This is a genomic window from Janthinobacterium aestuarii, from assembly GCF_051380835.1.
Lineage (GTDB): Bacteria > Pseudomonadota > Gammaproteobacteria > Burkholderiales > Burkholderiaceae_D > Janthinobacterium > Janthinobacterium aestuarii.
In genome coordinates this window covers 925,575-944,522 of record NZ_JBNYXU010000001.1, presented here as the reverse complement: position 1 = coordinate 944,522, position 18,948 = coordinate 925,575, and the positions used below count along the sequence as shown (strand labels likewise).

The 18,948-nt window shown below is 63.7% G+C and carries 12 protein-coding genes; 10 read left to right on the top strand and 2 right to left on the bottom strand.

The annotated features are described in order from the left end of the window. Positions 1–142: 142 nt before the first annotated feature. Positions 143–2,320 carry a cyanophycin synthetase gene (locus ACQ4WO_RS04255; protein ID WP_436480350.1) on the top strand — a complete coding sequence of 726 codons (2,178 nt, stop codon included), beginning with the start codon at positions 143–145 and terminating at the stop codon, positions 2,318–2,320. Between the two features lie 70 nt (positions 2,321–2,390). Beyond that, positions 2,391–4,961, top strand: a complete 2,571-nt coding sequence (gene cphA, locus ACQ4WO_RS04250; protein WP_436480349.1) for a cyanophycin synthetase — start codon at positions 2,391–2,393, stop codon at positions 4,959–4,961. A gap of 58 nt (positions 4,962–5,019) precedes the next feature. Here cphA and ACQ4WO_RS04245 read toward each other — a convergent pair whose 3' ends face one another. Further along, positions 5,020–5,454: a hypothetical protein gene (locus tag ACQ4WO_RS04245; RefSeq protein WP_436480348.1), complete on the bottom strand. Its 435-nt coding sequence runs from the start codon at positions 5,452–5,454 to the stop codon at positions 5,020–5,022. A 292-nt stretch (positions 5,455–5,746) separates the two neighbouring features. Here ACQ4WO_RS04245 and ACQ4WO_RS04240 point away from each other — a divergent pair, with 292 nt between their 5' ends. The 8 genes from ACQ4WO_RS04240 to ACQ4WO_RS04205 all read left to right on the top strand — a co-directional run bounded on the left by ACQ4WO_RS04240 (position 5,747) and on the right by ACQ4WO_RS04205 (position 18,343). Beyond that, positions 5,747–8,413, top strand: a complete 2,667-nt coding sequence (locus tag ACQ4WO_RS04240) for a TonB-dependent receptor (RefSeq protein WP_436480347.1) — start codon at positions 5,747–5,749, stop codon at positions 8,411–8,413. Positions 8,414–8,711: 298 nt separating this feature from the next. Further along, positions 8,712–8,996 carry a hypothetical protein gene (locus tag ACQ4WO_RS04235; RefSeq protein ID WP_436480346.1) on the top strand — a complete coding sequence of 95 codons (285 nt, stop codon included), beginning with the start codon at positions 8,712–8,714 and terminating at the stop codon, positions 8,994–8,996. Positions 8,997–9,040: 44 nt separating this feature from the next. Continuing rightward, entirely contained in the window at positions 9,041–9,928 is an 888-nt protein-coding gene (locus ACQ4WO_RS04230) for a MurR/RpiR family transcriptional regulator (protein ID WP_436480345.1), read from the top strand. Positions 9,929–10,009: 81 nt separating this feature from the next. After that, a complete protein-coding gene (locus tag ACQ4WO_RS04225; protein ID WP_436480344.1) occupies positions 10,010–11,332 on the top strand; it encodes an aspartate aminotransferase family protein in 1,323 nt (440 codons plus the stop codon). 201 nt (positions 11,333–11,533) lie between these two features. Beyond that, positions 11,534–13,753, top strand: coding sequence for a protein kinase domain-containing protein (locus ACQ4WO_RS04220; protein WP_436480343.1), 2,220 nt, complete (start codon positions 11,534–11,536; stop codon positions 13,751–13,753). Continuing rightward, entirely contained in the window at positions 13,750–14,307 is a 558-nt protein-coding gene (locus tag ACQ4WO_RS04215) for a hypothetical protein (RefSeq protein ID WP_436480342.1), read from the top strand. Before ACQ4WO_RS04220 ends, ACQ4WO_RS04215 begins: the two co-directional genes overlap by 4 nt. Before the next feature lie 308 nt (positions 14,308–14,615). Continuing rightward, positions 14,616–17,309, top strand: coding sequence for a DNA mismatch repair protein MutS (mutS, locus tag ACQ4WO_RS04210; protein ID WP_436480341.1), 2,694 nt, complete (start codon positions 14,616–14,618; stop codon positions 17,307–17,309). Beyond that, entirely contained in the window at positions 17,306–18,343 is a 1,038-nt protein-coding gene (locus tag ACQ4WO_RS04205) for a hypothetical protein (RefSeq protein ID WP_436480340.1), read from the top strand. Before mutS ends, ACQ4WO_RS04205 begins: the two co-directional genes overlap by 4 nt. A gap of 47 nt (positions 18,344–18,390) precedes the next feature. On the opposite strand, the gene ACQ4WO_RS04200 is transcribed toward ACQ4WO_RS04205, so the two are convergent. Further along, positions 18,391–18,933: an FKBP-type peptidyl-prolyl cis-trans isomerase gene (locus tag ACQ4WO_RS04200; protein ID WP_436480339.1), complete on the bottom strand. Its 543-nt coding sequence runs from the start codon at positions 18,931–18,933 to the stop codon at positions 18,391–18,393. Positions 18,934–18,948 lie beyond the last annotated feature (15 nt).

Sequence of the window (18,948 nt, the reverse complement as noted above, 5' to 3'; positions counted from 1 at the left end):
AAACGCGACAAGAGGCCGCTAAAAGTGGCACACTGCGCATACCCGGGATAAAGAACCAAGCAAGAGCCTGAAAAGACTCTGTAGAGCCAACATAAAGTATCTGGCGCCCAGACGCCTGGCTTGTTATCAAGAAACCACTTACATGATCAAGAAGAAGAACATCGAATTTGCCCGCGTCACCCACTTGCGCGGCCCCAACATCTGGACTTACCGCCCGGTGATTGAAGCCTGGGTCGACATCGGCGAACTGGAAGACTATCCATCCAATACCCTGCCCGGCCTGTACGAGCGCCTGGTGGCGTGGCTGCCCGGCATGATCGAGCACCGCTGCGGCGTGGGCGAACGTGGCGGCTTTTTCGAGCGCCTGCGCGAAGGCACGTGGTCGGCCCACATCCTCGAGCACGTGGTGCTGGAACTGCAAAACCTGGCCGGCATGCGCACGGGCTTCGGCCAAACGCGCTCGACCAGCCAGCGCGGCGTCTACAAGATGGCCTTCCGCACACGCGAAGAGCACGTGGGCCGCGCCGCCCTGGCCGCCGCGCGCGAACTGCTGATGGCAGCCATCAACGATGAAGCCTACGACCTGGAAGCGGCCCTCGCGCCCCTGCGCGACATGGTCGACTCGCGCTGCCTGGGTCCGAGCACGGCCAGCATCGTCGATGCGGCCACCGAGCGCCACATCCCTTCGCTTCGCCTGAACGACGGCAACCTGGTGCAACTGGGCCACGGCGCCGCGCAGCGCCGCATCTGGACGGCCGAAACGGATCGCACCAGCGCGATCGCCGAAGGCATCGCCAGCGACAAGGATCTGACCAAATTCCTGCTCAAATCGTGCGGCGTGCGCGTCCCTGAAGGCAGCCTGGTGCGCAGCGCCGAAGCGGCCTGGGAAGAAGCGCAAGACATCGGCGTGCCCGTCGTCGTCAAACCGTATGACGGCAACCATGGCCGCGGCGTCTCGCTGAACCTGATGACGGAAGCCGACGTGAAGGCCGCCTACGAGCTGGCCGCGCGCAAGGGCGACAGCTCGGCCGTGCTGGTGGAAAGCTTCATCACGGGCGACGAACACCGTCTGCTCGTCGTCGGCAACAAGCTGATCGCGGCCGCCAAGGGCGAGTCGCTGTGGGTCGACGGCGACGGCGTCTCGACCGTGCTGGAACTGGTCAACACGCAGATCAATACCGATCCGCGCCGCGGCGAAGGCGAAGATTTCCCATTGGGTACCGTCAAGCCGCATGAGTCGGGCGAAATCGTGCTGGAACTGCAGCGCCAGGGCATGACCGCCCTGTCCGTGCCGCAGGCGGGGCAGAAAGTGCTGATCCAGCCGAACGGCAACGTGGCCATCGACGTCACGGACGACGTGCATCCGTCCGTCGTGCATGCGGCCCTGCTGGCCGCGCGCGTGGTCGGCCTGGATATCGCCGGCATCGACCTGGTCACCACCGATATCACGCGTCCGCTGGAAGAACAGCGCGGCGCCATCATCGAAGTCAATGCCAGCCCTGGCCTGCTGGCGCACATCAAGCCGGGCGTGGGCCAGCCCCGCCCAGTGGGCGCGGCCATCGTCGACCACCTGTTCGCCCCCGAGGAAACGGGCCGCATTCCGCTGATCGGCGTGACGGGCACGCGCGGCGCCAGCCTGATCGTGCGCATGCTGTGCAAGCTGCTCAACCTGTCGGGCCTGCACACGGGCGCCGTCTGCAGCGAAGGCATGTATCTGGACCAGCGCAGAGTCGTCAGCAGCGATTGCGTGAACTGGGACGCGGGCCAGCGTTTGCTGCTCAACCGCACCGTGCAGACGGCCCTGTTCGAGAGCAATCCGCGCATGATCCTGGCCGAAGGCCTGGCCTACGACAAATGCCAGATCGGCGTCGTCACGGACATGGGCAGCCTCGATAGCGTCAAGGATTTCGACGTGCTGGACGAAGCGGGCCTGTACAAGGCCGTGCGCAGCCAGGTCGACGTGGTGGTGCCGACGGGCGTGGCCGTGCTCAACGCCGCCAACGCGCACGTGCTGGAACTGGCCGAACTGTGCGACGGCACCGTGACCCTGTATGCGCAGGATGGCGGCTTGCCAGCCATCGCGGCTCAGCTGGCCGCCGGCCAGCGCGCCGTGTTCGTGCGCGGCAACCACATCGTGCTGGCCGAAGGCGGCATCGAAACGGTGTTGCTGTGCCTGGACCTGCTGAAACCGGCCACGGCCGGCAATGTCGACAGCGTGCTGGCCGTCGCGGCCGCCGCCTGGGCCCTGAACCTGCCCGTCGATTTGATTTGCGCTGGCCTGCGCACGTTTGACGCGGCCCCTGGCTGCATCGGCAACTAAGGCAAAGCAGCACTCAAGCCCGGCCAGGACGGCCGGGCCCACAAGAACACAACAGGATTACGGTTTAATTATGGAAGTATCTCGCGTACGGGCCTTGCGTGGCCCTAACCTCTGGAGCCACGACACCGCCGTGGAAGCCATTGTTTCCTGCACCACGCAGGAACTCGACATCGCCCAGCTGCCCGGCTTCGAAGCCCGCCTGCGCGCCCTCTTCCCGCAACTGAGCCCGCTGCAACCGCTGGGCAATTACAACGCCGCGCCGATGGCGCAGGTGCTGGAACTGGCGGCGCTGGGCCTGCAGGCGCAAGCCGGTTGCCCCGTCACCTTCAGCCGCACCACGCCGACCCTGGAAACGGGCATCTTCCAGGTCGTCGTCGAATACTCGGAAGAAGCCGTCGGCCGCCTGGCTCTGGAACTGGCGCAGCAGCTGTGCCGCGCCGCGCTCGACGATGCGCCGTTCGACCTGGCCGGCGCCCTGCACCAGTTGCAGGAACTCGATGAAGACGTGCGCCTCGGTCCATCGACGGGCGCCATCGTCAACGCGGCCGTGGCCCGCAACATCCCGTTCCGCCGCCTGACCGAAGGCAGCCTGGTGACGTTCGGCTGGGGCAGCAAGCAGCGCAAGATCCAGGCCGCCGAAATGGACGGCACCAGCGCGATCGCCGAAGCCATCGCGCAAGACAAGGAACTGACGAAAAAACTGCTCGATTCGGCTGGGGTGCCCGTGCCGCAAGGCCGCGTCGCCATCGATGCGGACGATGCCTGGGCCGCCGCCTGCGAGATCGGCCTGCCCGTCGTCGTGAAACCAAAAGACGGCAATCAGGGCAAGGGCGTCACCGTCAACGTCACCACGCGCGAACAGCTGACGGCCGGCTTCCTCGCGGCGCAGGAATTCCGCGACGATATCCTCGTCGAACGCTATCTTCCGGGTCACGATTTCCGTTTGCTCGTCATCGGCAACAAGATGGTGGCAGCGGCCCGCCGCGACCCGCCGCAAGTGGTGGGCGACGGCCAGCACACGGTGCGCGAACTGGTCGACCAGGTCAACCTGGACCCGCGCCGCGGCAGCGGCCACGCCACCTCGCTGACGAAGATCCGCTTCGACGACATCGCCCTGGCCAGCCTGGCCAAGCAGGGCTATGTGGCCGAATCCGTGCCGCCGGTCGGCCAGCGCGTCATCCTGCGCAATAACGCCAACCTGTCGACGGGCGGCTCGGCCACCGACGTCACCGTCGACGTGCACCCGGAAGTGGCGGCGCGCGCCGTCGCGGCCGCGCACATGGTGGGCCTGGATATCTGCGGCGTGGACGTGGTCTCCGACAGCATTCTGAAACCGCTGGAAGAGCAGAACGCCGGCATCGTGGAAGTGAACGCCGCACCGGGCCTGCGCATGCACCTGGCGCCGTCGTTCGGCAAGCCACGCCCCGTGGGTGAAGCCATCATCGCCGCCATGTTCGCCGAGGGCGACGATGGCCGCATTCCCGTCGTTGCCGTCACCGGCACCAACGGCAAGACCACCACCGTGCGCCTGATCGCCCACCTGCTGACGGCCTCCGGCCTGCGCACGGGCATGACCAACACGGATGGCGTGTACATCGAAGGACGCCAGATCGACAGCGGCGACTGCAGCGGCCCGCGCAGCGCGCGCAACGTGCTGCTGCATCCGGACGTCGACGCAGCCGTGTTCGAAACGGCGCGCGGCGGCATGCTGCGCGAAGGCCTGGCCTTCGACCGCTGCCAGGTCGCCGTGGTGACGAATATCGGCGCGGGCGACCACCTGGGCCTGAACTACATCACCACCGTGGAAGACCTCGCGGTCCTTAAAAGAGTGATCGTGCAGAACGTGGCCGACAGCGGCGTGGCCGTGCTGAACGCCACCGATCCGGCCGTGGCCCGCATGGCCAAGAATTGCAGCGGCACGGTGACCTTCTTCGCCGCCGACAAGACGCATCCCGTGATGGCCACGCACCGCGCACAAGGCAACCGCGTCGTGTACGTGGAAGACGGCAAGCTGGTCGCGGCGCAAGGCAAGGAGCGCCACGAAATCGCCCTGTCGCAGGTGCCGATCACGCGCAACGGCGCCATCGGCTTCCAGGTCGACAACGTCATGGCGTCGCTGGCCGCCGCCTGGGCCGTGGGCCTGGACTGGAAAACCATCGCGCTGGGCCTGAAAACCTTTGCCAATGAAGCCGACAATGCGCCGGGCCGCTTCAACGTGTTCGACTACAAGGGCGCCACCCTGATCGCCGACTACGGCCACAATCCGGACGCCATCCTGGCGCTGGTGCAGGCCGTGGAAAGCATGCCGGCCAAGCGCCGCTCGGTGGTCATCAGCGGCGCCGGCGACCGCCGCGACGAAGACATCCGCCAGCAGACGGAAATCCTCGGCGCCGCCTTCGACGACGTGCTGCTGTACCAGGATCAATGCCAGCGCGGCCGCGCCGACGGCGAAGTCGTGGCATTGCTGCGCCAGGGCTTGAACGGCGCCAAGCGCACCAGCCATATCGATGAAATCAACGGCGAATTCGTCGCCATCGACAAGGCCCTGGCGCGCCTCGGCGAAGGCGACCTGTGCCTGATTCTGATCGACCAGGTGGAAGAAGCGCTGGCGCACATCGCCAAGCGCGTGGCCGAAGCCTAAGCGCTTCATCACTGCGCACAAGGGCGGCCTGCGGGCCGCCCTTTTTCATCCCTGCGCCTCAGTCGGCGCCGGCTTTCTCGATCGCCTGCGCGGCCAGCGCGCCGGCCCGCATCTCGCTGGCAAACAGCGTCGCCGCATGCGCGATGGCGCGGGTGGCACGCGCGAGGAAATGCGTCCAGTGCTGCTGCTCGATCAGCAGCATCTCGATGCAGAACCATACCTGACCGCGCTGCACATGGCCTTTCACCAGCTTGATGCGGCGGTTGACTTCATCGAGCGCGGCACGCACGCACAGCAACTCTTCCGGCGTATCGATGGTCCACACATTCGGCAACAGCAGTTTCCCAAATTGCGCGTCATCGGCGTCAAAGCACAGGACATAGCCCATGCCTTCGAAACGGAAGACGATATCGCCATCGCTGTCGATCTGCGCCTGATATCCGTCCGCTTGCAAGTGACGCAGCAACGGTTCGGTGATAGTGGATGCCAACATGGTGCTTCCTTTCATTGAGTGGGATGGCGACGCCCCATCTGGTGCCGCTGCATCGCTACCTCAACGCCGCCACCGGCAAAAAATACAAAACTATTTTCGCCACGTGTGGAGAGCGGGCAAGGCCGGCAGGTGCATGAATGCGGCAGGGATACCGGAATTGATATGGACATCGCAAAAGAAGTCATTTGTGGCGCAAAGTCATTCGCCCCTACCATGCTTCCTGAGCCAGTTCCAGCTCTGGCGGCGACTGCCGCAGCGTTCTCAACATAACTAAAATACAGGTGGAGACAAGATGATGCAATTGATGGCAACGGGCACCCGCACGCCCCGACAAAAAACACGCTTTACCTTGAAGGCGACGGTGGCCGCCCTGGCCGGCGCAGGCCTGCTGAGCAGCGCCTCCGTCTGGGCGCAGCAGGCGCCCGCCGTGGAAACGCCCGTGGAAGAAACGGTACCGGCAGCGGCGGCAGCCCCGGCCGATAATGGCGGCATCGCCGTCGTCGCCGTCACGGGCGTGCGCAGGGCGGCACAGAGCGCACAGACGATCAAGAAAAACAGCGACCAGGTGGTCGATTCCATCGTCGCCGATGAAATCGGCAAATTCCCCGACAAGAACGTGGCTGAAATCCTCGGCCGCGTGACGGGCGTGCAGGTCCGCCGCGAAGGCGGCGAAGCCGGTACCGTCATCATCCGCGGCTTGCCTGGCGTCGTGACCCTGCTCAACGGCCGCGAAATGTTCACCTCCGTGGGCCGCAGCCTGTACCTGGCCGACATTCCGACGGCCATGCTGCAGCGCGTGGACGTGTACAAATCGCAGGGCGCCGAGATGGTCGAAGGCGGCACGGCCGGCGTGATCGACGTACGCACCAACCGCCCGTTCGACTTCAAGGGTTTTACGGCATCGGGCAACGTGCGCGCCGAACACCGCGACAAGTCCGGCTCGACGGACCCGAACGTCAGCGGCATGGTCTCGAACCGCTGGAAGACCCAATACGGCGAATTCGGCGCCCTGCTCGGCCTGTCCTACCAGCGCGGCAGATACTATGACGAGACGATCTGGAACGCCGAACCCGTCAAGCGCCCGGAAGCGGGCAACATCACGGGTCCCGATTCCGTCGGCATGATCCCGACCGTGGGCGACCGCAAGCGCTACGCGGCCAACGCCGCCTTCCAGTGGCGCCCGAACTCGCAGGTGGAAGTGTATGCGGAAGGCATGTCGACCCTGATCAAGCACGCGTTCGACAGCCAGTTCTTCGTCGGTTCGCTGCCGTGGGGCCAGAACCCCGACATCACCCTGATCCCCGGCACCAATCAGGCGGCCACGGTGGGCAAGATCGACGGCCCATGGTCGCCGTTCACGCTGGGCTCGACCCAGGCGCGGCGCGACCGCTCGATCGGTTCGCAAGGCGCCATCGGCGCGCGCTGGGACATCACGCCGCAACTGCGCGCCACGACGGAATTGGCGCGCACGGTCAGCAACTTCGAGCGCGAATTTCCCATCCTCGACTTTCTCGCCCATCCGACCAGCATCATCGGCAGCACGAACGTGAACGGCGGCGCGCAGATCAGCTACCCCGGCTACAACATGATGGACCCGAAGAACTACACCTTGCTCGGTTTCTACGACAATCACAGCCACGACGAAGGCAGCTCGACCGACTGGCGCGGCGACGTCACCTACGACATGGACAGCACGGGCTTCTTCCGCGAATTTTCGGGCGGCGTGCGCCTAGCCAAGCGCAAGGCCGAATCGATCCGCGAAAAGAATGGCCAGGGCGGGCTGACGTCGATCATGACTGCGGACGCGATTCCCGGCCTGGCCTGCGCCTCGCACGAGAACACGGGCAACTTCGGCCTGCAAAGCTGGCTCACGCCGTGCCGCGACTTCATGCTCAACAACACGGCCGCGCTGCGCCAGCTGTTTACGGGCAGCAGCGAACGCAGCCCCGACGATCCGATGACCCATTACAAGGATGTGGAAAAAACCAATGCAATCTACGGCAAGGCGCGCATCGGCTTTGACCTGGCGCAGGTACCGGTCGACGGCACCCTGGGCGTGCGCGTCGTGCAGACCAAGCAGGACTTGCAAGGCAATTCCTCGCAAAACGGCATCGTCACGCCCGTGCGCGTAAAAACCTCGGATACGGACGTGCTGCCCAGCATGACCCTGAAAGCCATGCTGCGCCAGGACCTGATCGCCCGCATGACGGCCGGCAAGGCCGTGCAGCGCCCGAACTTCGCCGACTTCAACCCCGGCGTGAGCCTGGGCCAGAGCCTGGAGATGGTGCGCCCGACGGGCAGCGGCGGCAACCCCGACCTCAAACCCGTGGAAGGCAAGAACCTCGACGTGGCGCTGGAATGGTATTTCGCGCAGACGGGCTCCGTCACGGCCACCGTGTTCCGCCACAACTTCAAGAACTACATCCTGTCCGGTTCGGCCAAGGAAACGTATGGCGGCATCGAGTACGACATCACGCGTCCGCGCAACACCTCGAAGGGCCATCTGCAAGGCCTGGAAATGGCGTACCAGCAGTTCTACGACAAGCTGCCCGGCTGGATGAGCGGCCTGGGCCTGCAAGCGAACGCCACCTACATGACGGGCGAACTGGAAGAATTGAACGGCAGCGTGCACCCGTTCACGGGCATGTCGAAATGGTCGGCCAATATCGTCGGCCTGTACGAACAGGGACCGTGGTCGGCGCGCCTGGCCTACAGCTGGCGCGACAAATACGTCGACGACTACAACTACCGCGGCAAGGGCATCCATCTGACCGTGGCGCCCACCAAGACCCTGGACGCGTCGGTTTCGTACAAGCTCAACCCGAACACCACGGTGACCCTGGACGCGAACAACCTGCTCGACTCGACCTACCGCGACTACCACGACACGCCGGACTATGTGCGCGATGTGCGGCGCTACGACAAGGTCGTGGGACTCTCCGTCCGCTGGAGCTTGTAATGGACACCTGACCAAACCGGCTGCGCGGCGCGCTTTGCGGCCGGCGATGCTCACGGCACTACGGTGCCGCTGCGCTTCTCGGCCACAAATCACTGCCGCTCGCGATGGTTTTGTCAGGCGTCGAAACGTCGTTGGAATACATGTCTTCTTCCTTGAGGAGTTTCAGCGCCAGCCGGTGACGGTTGGCGTTTTTTTGCCTTGTGGAATCTATTAGACACAGGAATTGATTTAACGCAAAGTGGCGGCGCCGGGGCGCTTTTATGCTGGCAGTCTGACCATCGAACCCGGCGGGGACAGCATGCGCGATGCACGGCACGTCGATATACAGTTATTTCAACCCGACATTCCGCTGCGGCTCGACATGCGCACGGCGGCGCTGGTCGAACATGCGCTGGCCTTGCAGGAAATGGCCGGCACGGGCGCCGCCGCCCTGTTTTTGCACTGCCACGACGTGCCGCTGCCCACCGCCTTGCGCGTGCTGACGACGGGACCGCACCGCAAACCGGCCGGGCCGCACCTGTTTGCCCGCCTGCGCCCGCGCACGGCCGCCCTGGCGCACAGCGCGCCGCTACCGGCGCGCTGACGAATCCTGTACCATCGCCGCAACCTATCTAATGAGGCACGGCGATGCAGGCAGCGACACCCCACGATTCCTATGCGGCACTGATGGACCTGATCAAGGCGCGCCATGCGGAACTGAGTCCGCAATTCCAGGCCGGCGCCCGCTACCTGGCCGACCATCCTGACGAAGTGGCCGTCTCGTCCATGCGCAGCATCGCCGCGCGCGCACAAGTGCAGTCGGCCGCCCTCGTGCGCCTGGCGCAGCAGCTGGGCTTTGCCGGCTGGCCGGAACTGAAAGCCATCTTCGTCGAACGCCTGCGCGCGGGACCGGCCGGTTATGCGGAAAAAGCGGGGGCGCTGGCGGGCAAGGACGGCAATCTGGTCACCGAAGTGTTCATGGTGCAGCAGCGCAACCTGGCCGCCACGGAAAGCGCCAACCACGCCGCCCTGGATGCGGCCGCCACCCTGCTGCAAACGGCGCCCCGCGTGCACGTGGCCGGCTTTCGCGCCGCCCATCCCATCGCCTACACCCTGCATTATCTGTACCGGCTGCTGCGCCCCAGCGTGCAGCTGCTGAGCGGCCAGGGCGGCACCCTGGAAATGGACTTGCGCGCCCTGCAGGCGGGCGAAGCCGTCGTCGTCGTCAGCTTCGCGCCGTATTCGAGCGAAGCGCTGCTGGTGGCGCAGGCGGCGCGCATGGCCGGCTGCCAGGTGGTCGCCATCAGCGACAGCGCCATGTCGCCGCTGGCCCTGCAGTCCGACGCCAGCATCGTCATCGCCGTCGACAGCCCCTCGTTCTTCCCTTCCATCGTGGCCGGCGTCGCGGCCGTGGAAAGCCTGGTGGAACTGCTGGTGGCGCGCGCGGGGCCCGATGCCGTCACGGCCATCGGCGCGGCGGAAAGCCAGCTGCGGGCGCTGGGTGCTTACGTAAAAACATCAAATGATGTAAATTAAAAACAAATACATCAATCGTTGCAATGCGGCGCAACGCCTCCTATAATCGGCCATCCCACTTGCCGATAAGAAAGCGATGCCATGAGCCATGTCTTCCACCGCAGCTTGAGTACCAGCTATCCCGTCGCCGCCGGCGGCGATGGGCCCTACCTGATCGACACCGATGGCAAGCGCTACCTGGACGCCTGCGGCGGCGCGGCCGTCTCCTGCCTCGGTCATTCGGATGCGGCCGTGATCGCCGCCGTGCAGCAGCAGATTGCCACGCTGGCGTACGCACACAGCTCGTTTTTCACCAGCGAGCCGATGGAGCAGCTGGCCGATTTCCTCGTCGCCCGGGCGCCAGCCGGCATCGACAGCGTGTATTTCGTCTCGGGCGGTTCGGAAGCGGTGGAAAGCGCGCTCAAGATGGCGCGCCAGTATTTCGTGGAACGGGGCCAGCCGCAGCGCCGCCACGTCATCGCGCGCCGCCAAAGCTACCACGGCAACACCCTGGGCGCGCTGGCCACGGGCGGCAACGCCTGGCGCCGCCAGCAGTTCGAACCGCTGCTGATCGGCGTCACCCACGTTTCCCCGTGCTACGCCTGGCGCGACCAGCAGGCGCATGAAACGGATGGCGACTACGTGACGCGCCTGGGCCAGGAGCTGGAAGACGATATCGCCGCACTGGGAGCGGACAACGTCATGGCCTTCATCGCCGAACCCGTCGTCGGCGCCACGGCCGGCGCCCTGCCCGCCGTCGCCGGCTATTTCCAGCGCATGCGCGAGATCTGCCAGCGCCACGGCGTCCTGCTGATCCTCGACGAAGTCATGTGCGGCATGGGACGCACGGGCAGCCTGTTCGCCTGCGAGCAGGAAGGCATCAGCGCCGACCTGATCTGCATCGCCAAGGGCCTCGGTGCCGGCTACCAGCCCATCGGTGCCGTCATGGTATCGACGGATATCCGCGACACCGTCCGCGCCGGCACGGGCTTCTTCCAGCACGGCCACACGTATATCGGCCACGCCACGGCCTGCGCCGCCGCCCTGGCCGTGCAGCGGCAGATCGAGGAGCGCGATTTACTGGCCAACGTGCGCGCCATGGGCGGCTTGCTGCAAGAGCGGCTGCACCAGCGTTTCGATAGCCACGCGCACGTGGGCGACATCCGCGGCCGCGGCCTGTTCCTGGGACTGGAACTGGTGCGGGACCGCAATACCAAACAGCCGTTCGACCCGGCCCGCCGCCTGCATGCGCGCATCAAGACGCAAGCCATGCAAAACGGGCTGATGTGCTACCCCATGGGCGGCACCATCGACGGCCTGCACGGCGACCACATCCTGCTGGCGCCGCCCTACATCATCGACGCCAGCCACGTCGATGAGATCGTCGACAAGCTGGGCACGGCCATCGATGCCTGTGTGGCGTAGCAGCACATGCCTGCGGCAGAAACGCGCAAAGGCGACTGCCAGCAGTTTCTGTTCACTCCTTGCCAATATTAATTGACTTATTTTAAACAATCGTTTTAAATCAGGAAGTTACTCAAAATCAATCATCTTGAGCATGCAAACATCGCATTAGCCCTTTTCGATGCTTGACGCCCATGTTGATGCACTCTGAAGCCAAGGTATATGGAACTGCTCGACTCCCTGCGTCAGCCCCCTCTGCAAGACGACACGATCAGCGGACACTATGAAGTGCGCCGCTTGCTGGGCGAAGGCGGTTTCGGCCATGTATTCGAAGCGTGGGATGCCAAGCTGTGCCGTAGCGTGGCGCTGAAGCGCCTGAAACCGCAAGCCGACGTGCTGCATCCGGAAAAACTGATCAATGAAGCGCGCCTGGCCGCCTCGCTCAAGCATGCGGCCTTCGTGCGCATCTTCGCCATCGAAGGCCAGGGCACGGGCCAGTCCATCGTCATGGAACTGGTCGAAGGCCAGACCCTGGGCCAGTTCATGCACGACGGCAAGGCGGACTTGCAAACGGCACTCGACATCGCCTACCAGATCGCCGACGCCATGGACGAAGCGCACGCCATGGACCTCGTGCACGGCGACCTGAAACCGTCGAACCTGATGCTGGAAGCGGATGGCAAGGTGCGCATCCTCGACTTCGGCCTGGCCCGCCACATCGACCCGCAAGCAACGCAAACGACCACCCTGTGCGACCTGCAAGGCACGATCGCCTACATGGCGCCCGAGCGCCTGATGGGCCGCCTGCCCGACACGCGCGGCGACGTGTATGCCTTGGGCGCCATGCTGTACGAAATGCTGGCCGGCCAGCGCCACTTCGCCCACCTGAACGGCCTGGCCCTGGCCGCCGCCCACATGCAGGCGACGGAAGCCTGGCCCGACCTACCGGAAACGGTGCCGCCCACCATCAACGCTCTCGTGCGCTCGATGACGGCGCACGACCCGGCCGAACGGCCGCGCACCATGCGCGATGTGCGCGAGGCGATAGGGGCGCAGTCGTCATCTTCAGTAACGGCGGATATGCAAGCCACTGAAGTAAAGCCAGCCAAGCCACCGGTGTCGATTGCCATTCAACTTCAAGTACCGGTCAAGCGCGCTATGGTGGCGGCTAGCGCAGTTATCGTGCTTGGTCTGGGTGTCTGGCAAGGGCCGAACTTAGTGGCAGCGCTACGTGGTCAACATAGTGCCGCGACATATTCCGAAATCGCCTCCATGCGAGCTGGCATGGAAGCACTGCGCACATTTGACCGCGATAGTAGCCAGATGCAGGCCTTCGAGCACTTCACCACATTACTACAGCACAATCCAAATCATGCAGCGGCAGCCGCAGGCCTATCCATTGCGGCAAGCCTGCGCTATATCAGCGATGGCCGTGACGAGACGTGGCTGCAACGGGCCGAAATCAGCGCCAGGCAAGCACTCGCGGCAGACGACCAACTAGCCCTCGCCCATGTGGCGCAGGCCTGGGTATATGAGCGTCAAGGCAAGAACGAAGATGCGCTGCGCGAAGCAACTACCTCGCTGAATTTAGAACCCAATAACTTGCTAGGCTTGTACGGCAAGGCGCGCCTACTCATTGCCAGTCACAAGTTTGATCTGGCGCAAGCCGTATTGAAATCGGCAATTACCACCTATCCAGGCGAGCACGTATTCATTGTCCTGCAGGGCATCATGCAGTATAAACAAGACGATTACGCAGGAGCCGAGCAGGCTTTTCGTAAAAGTATAAAAATGTCACCGCAGTCGCCCAGTACCTATGCCTATCTGAACGCAGCCCTGCTGCGGCAGAATCGCAGCGATGAAGCCCTGCAGGTACTACAACAAGGGTTGCAGGTGAGTCCGCACTGGGAGCTATATACCAACCTCGGCACATCCCTGTTTGCTAAGGGTGATTACGTGGGGGCCGTGCAAGCATTTGAAAATGCCGTATCTGAGAACAAAGGGGGGCCCGGTATCTACCTGTTGTGGGCCAACCTGGCCGATGCACAACGGTGGATCCCAGCGCAAATGCAGGCATCCAAACGATCTTACCAGCGTGCAATAAGCCTGCTCCAGCCGCTGCTCCAGCGCGTGCCCAACGACATCACCATGAATTCGCGTATGGCGCTTTACCAGGCATATGTCGGCAAAAAGCAACAAGCACTAGCTCGAGTAAAGCATGCACTCAGTTTGGCCCCATTGGTGGCCGACGTGCAATTTCGTGCGGCCCTCACGCATGAACTGATTGGCAATCGCAGTGAGGCATTGGCTGCACTTCTACAGGCCAGCAAGCTTGGCTACCCCCTCAATCTGATCGAGTCCGCACCCGATCTATTGAACCTGCGGCGCGACGGCCGCTACCAACAATTTCTCATCAACCTGGAAAGAGACAGTAAAAAATGACGCCTGTAAGCCCTTGGATGAAGTTATCCGTGCATTTTGATGCAGATCAAATTACTAACCAGCTCGATTACAGTTTCACCTCGTGCGACGGTACGGCCGATCCGCGACACGGGCCCTACATGGGTGGCGTGCATTTCCAGAAAGGCCAACATGTCTATCTCGACGTTACCTGCTGCGGCTCCAAGGACAGTGGCTTTACCTCGTTCCAGATCGTCGACTGCTGCATCGTCAGCGTACCGCAACTAACGCAGATCGGTCCGAAAGTAGCGACCATCTACTCGCCTCCTTCGCCATTTTTGCAAGCTGTGGGTGCCACCTATCAACTGCCACTGGACTTCGAAATCCAGCAACTGCTGGGTGAACCAGATCAGACGCCCCTGCACCGCATCCGTCAGGCATGGAAGCACAATCTGGACGTGGGCTATGCAAGCGGCCGCTGGGAATTGTCGTTCGTCATGACCGTACGCATCATGCGCGGAGAAGACGTTCAGCCGGAACTGCGAGTCTTCTCCTTCGACCCAGAAAGTTCGGTGGGCGGCACAACCACTATGTAATGAGTAGCTTTCGACCGTCCAAGTTAGCGCACAAGGACTGAGGTGCCGGTTGACAGCCGCTGGAAGTCCTGGCCTGTCGATACCATCCACTGCGCCTCACCAGCGGGCGAAATGCGCCAAGCCACGTCAATTCCATCGACGTGGCTTTTTTCCATCCGCACGCAATACCCCGCCCTGCCCGCCGAAAGCGGTAAAATGACGGCCTTGAACCCAAGCTCCGCCCTCTGGCGCGGCCTTGAATGCACACAGCACCACACACAGCCCGGCAGGCATGCCTTTCCTGCCGCCGGACCAACGACAAAGAACACATGACCACCGTCCCAAAAGAAATCAACGCCGCCGCGGCAAAGAAAAATTCGGCTGAAAAGCTCACTCCCATGATGCAGCAATATTTAGGCATCAAGGAGAATCACCCGACGATGTTGGTCTTCTACCGCATGGGCGATTTCTACGAGCTGTTTTTCGAGGATGCGGAAAAAGCCTCGCGCCTGCTGGGCATTACCCTGACGGCGCGCGGCGTGGCCAGCGGCAACCCCATTAAAATGTGCGGCGTGCCGTTTCATTCGCTGGACGGCTATCTGGCCAAGCTGGTCAAGCTGGGCGAGTCGGTGGCCATTTGCGAGCAGATCGGCGACCCGGCCACCAGCAAGGGCCCCGTCGAACGCAAGGTCATGCGCGTCGTCACGCCCGGCACCCTGACGGATGCGGACTTGCTGCCGGAGAAGGCCGAGCGCCCGCTGCTGGCCATGTGCAGCATCACGCAGCGCAAGACGGTCACCACCGGCCTGGCCTGGCTGTCGCTGGCCAGCGGCGCCTTGAAACTGATGGAGTTTTCCGGCGACAGCAGCACCGTCGCCGTACGATTGCAGCAGGAGCTCGAGCGCATCGTGCCGGCTGAAATCTTGAGCGGCGACAATGGCAACCTGTTCGACGACTACGCGGGCACGCACATCAACCGCGTGCCGGACTGGCATTTCGACGTGGTGGGAGGCCACAAGGCCCTGCTCGACCAGTTGGGCGTGGCGACTTTGACGGGCTTTGGCGCCGATGGCCTGGGCGCCGCGTTCGGTGCGGCCGGTGCGCTGCTGCGCTATGCGCAGTCGACGCAGGGACGCGGTCTGCAGCACGTGCGTTCGCTGACGACGGAAACGGAAAGCGAATTCATCGGTCTGGATGCGGCCACGCGCCGCAACCTCGAATTGACGGAAACCATCCGCGGCCAGGAATCGCCCACTTTATTTTCCCTGCTGGATCATTGCCGCACGGCCATGGGTTCGCGCATGCTGCGCCACTGGCTGCACCATGCGCGGCGCGACCAGAAGGTGGCGCGCGCGCGCCATGAAGCGATCGCCGCGCTGGCGCAAAGCGAAGCAGCCGGTCCGCTCGCCGCCACCCTGGCGCAAGTGCCGGACATCGAACGCATCACCACGCGCATCGCGCTGCTGTCGGCGCGTCCGCGCGACCTGGCAGCCCTGCGCGACGGCCTGCTGCAACTGCCGGCCTTGCGCGGCGACGTCGTGCGCTGCTATGGTCCTGGCCAGGGCGGCGAAACCGGCTTGCTGGCCGCCATCCACACAGCCTTGGCCACGCCTGTTGCCTGCCTGGACTTGCTGGTGCGCGCCGTGGCGCAGGAACCTGCCGCGATGGTGCGCGACGGCGGCGTGTTTGCTACGGGTTTCGATGCGGAACTGGACGAATTGCGCGCGCTGTCGGAAAACGCGGGGCAGTTCCTGCTCGACCTGGAAACGCGCGAACGGGCCCGCACGGGCATCGCCAACCTGCGCGTCGAATACAACAAGGTGCACGGCTTCTATATTGAAGTGACGCACGGCCAGACGGACAAGGTGCCCGACGACTACCGCCGCCGCCAGACCCTGAAAAACGCCGAGCGCTACATCACGCCGGAACTCAAGGTTTTCGAAGACAAGGCCCTGTCGGCGCAAGACAAGGCCCTCGTGCGCGAAAAGATGCTGTACGACCTGCTGCTGGCCGACCTGGCGCCGCACATCGGTACCTTGCAGACCATTTCGCAAGGCCTGGCCCAGCTCGACACCCTGAATGCACTGACGGAACATGCGCAGCAGCACAACTGGGCCGCGCCGCAACTGGTCGACGAGCCGTGCATCAACATCGTCGAAGGCCGCCACCCCGTTGTGGAAAAGCAGATCGAACGCTTCATCGCCAACGACTGCCGCTTCGTCAACGAACGCCGTCTGCTCTTGATTACCGGTCCGAACATGGGCGGTAAATCGACCTTCATGCGCCAGGTGGCACTGATCACCCTGCTGGCCTACGTGGGCAGCTACGTGCCGGCAGCGTCCGCCACCATCGGCCCCATCGACCGCATCTTCACGCGTATCGGCGCCACCGACGACCTGGCGGGCGGACGCTCGACCTTCATGGTGGAAATGACGGAATCGGCGGCCATTTTGAACGGCGCCACCGAGCACTCGCTGGTGCTGATGGATGAAGTGGGCCGCGGCACCTCGACCTTCGACGGCCTCGCCCTGGCGTGGGCCATCGCGCGCCATCTGATCGACACGAGCCGCAGCTTCACCCTGTTCGCCACACATTACTTTGAGCTGACGCAACTGCCGGACAGCCACCCGAGCGCCGCCAACGTGCACTTGTCCGCCGTCGAGCACAAGGACAGCATCGTCTTCCTGCACGCCGTGCAGGCCGGTCCCGCCTCGCAAAGCTATGGCTTGCAGGTGGCGCAACTGGCCGGCGTGCCACAGCCCGTGATCAAGGCCGCGCGCAAGCACCTGGCGCGCCTGGAAGCGCAGGCGCTCGACGCCACGCCGCAGCGCGACCTGTTCGCCGCGCCGGCCGCCGATCCGTATGCGCAGGAGGAAGAAGAGGAAGCGGCGGCGCCGCTGGCCGCGCTGAACGCGGCGCAGCAAGCCTTGCTCGACGCCATCGCCGACCTCGATCCCGATGCGCTCACGCCGCGCGATGCGCTCGAGCAGCTGTATCAGTTGAAACGGCTGGCCGCCGCATGACCTGCCGGCGCGGCACGATACACCTGCTGGCCGCCGGCTTGCTGGCTGCCAGCCTGCCATGGCAAGCGGCGCTGGCCGCCCAGAGCGACCAGGCCGGCTTCGAGTTTGCCGTGCTGGGCCACTCCTTCAACGCCGGACCGGACGATGGCCCCCTGAAAAAAGCCATCGCCGACACCAGCGCCTTCAATGCATCTTTCGTCGTGGCCACCGGCATCAAGGCGGCCAGCGAATCGTGCAGCGACAAACTGTACAGCCAGCGCAAGGACTTGCTCGACGCCAGCGGCCCGCCGCTGATCGTCTCGCTGTCGGCCAGCGATTGGGCCAACTGCCGCAACTCGCGCGGCAGGGTCAACGCCATCGAACGCCTGAACCGCTTGCGCGACGTGTATTTCGCCGACGACCAGAGCCTGGGCCAGCGCAAGCTGACCCTGTCGCGGTTGTCATCGACGGCGAAGTTCCGCAGCTATGCGGAAAACGCCCACTGGGAATATGGCGGCGTGCTGTTTGCCACCATCAACCTGCCCGCGAATAACAACCATTTCCTGCCGGAAGCGGGACGCAACAGCGAATTCGAAGACCGCCTGGTCGCCAACCGTTCCTGGCTGCAGCGCCTGTTCGCCATGGCGCAGCGCAAGAAACTCGACGGTATCGTGCTGTTCTCCGACGGCGACATGGGCGTGCTCGATGAAGACGACAATTCGTTGCTGCCCAGCTTCAGCTCAAAACAGGACGGCTTTGCCGGATCGCGCAAGCAGGTCCGTACCCTGACGAAGAAGTTCAGCGGCAAGGTGTTATTGGTCGATACGCAGCGCGATGGCGACGCGGACGGCAAGGAAGGGAAAAGTAAAAAGGCCGCGGCCAAGGCAGGCGGGCCGAAAATCAGCTGGAAAGGCAACCTGGGTCACGTCAGCATCGACAACGACTGGTCCGCCATCGCCGTACGGCCAGGCAAGACGCCATTCTTTGAGGTGCGTCAACGCGCCGTCAGGCCATCGGCGCAAGCCAGGGTCAGGGCGTCGACCGTGCGCCGCTAGCGCATCAGCAAACAGGCCGGCATGTAGCCGGCCTGGAACAAGCGATATTAGTGAATCGGATGCGAGCGGAAGTGATCGCCTTCGTCACCCTCTTCATCATCACCATGGTCATGGCCGTGTGCGCCATGCACGTGGCCATGGGCGATTTCTTCATCGGTGGCGGCGCGCACGTCAGCGACGGTCAGCGAGAAGCGCAGCGCGATGCCGGCCAGTGGATGGTTACCATCCAGCACGACTTTGTCGTCGGCGATATCGGTGACGGTGAAAATCATCGCTTCTTCGTCCGGCGAATCGCTTTCCGGCATGCCTTCGAACTGCATGCCCACTTCCAGCGGCTCAGGCAGGCGATTGCGCGGCTCGACCTTGACCAGGGCTGGATCGTATTCACCGAAAGCATCATCCGGTTCGATCTGGATCGTGTTGGAGTAGCCAACTTCCTTGCCGTCGAGTTCTTCTTCGATCTTCGGCAGGGTGTTTTCATAATCACCGTGCAGGTAGACCATCGGCTGACGGCCGTCTTCGATCAGATTGTCTTGCGCGTCTGACAGTTTGTAGTTGACAGTCACGACCGTATTTTTGGCAATCTTCATTATGCTTCCTTTCAT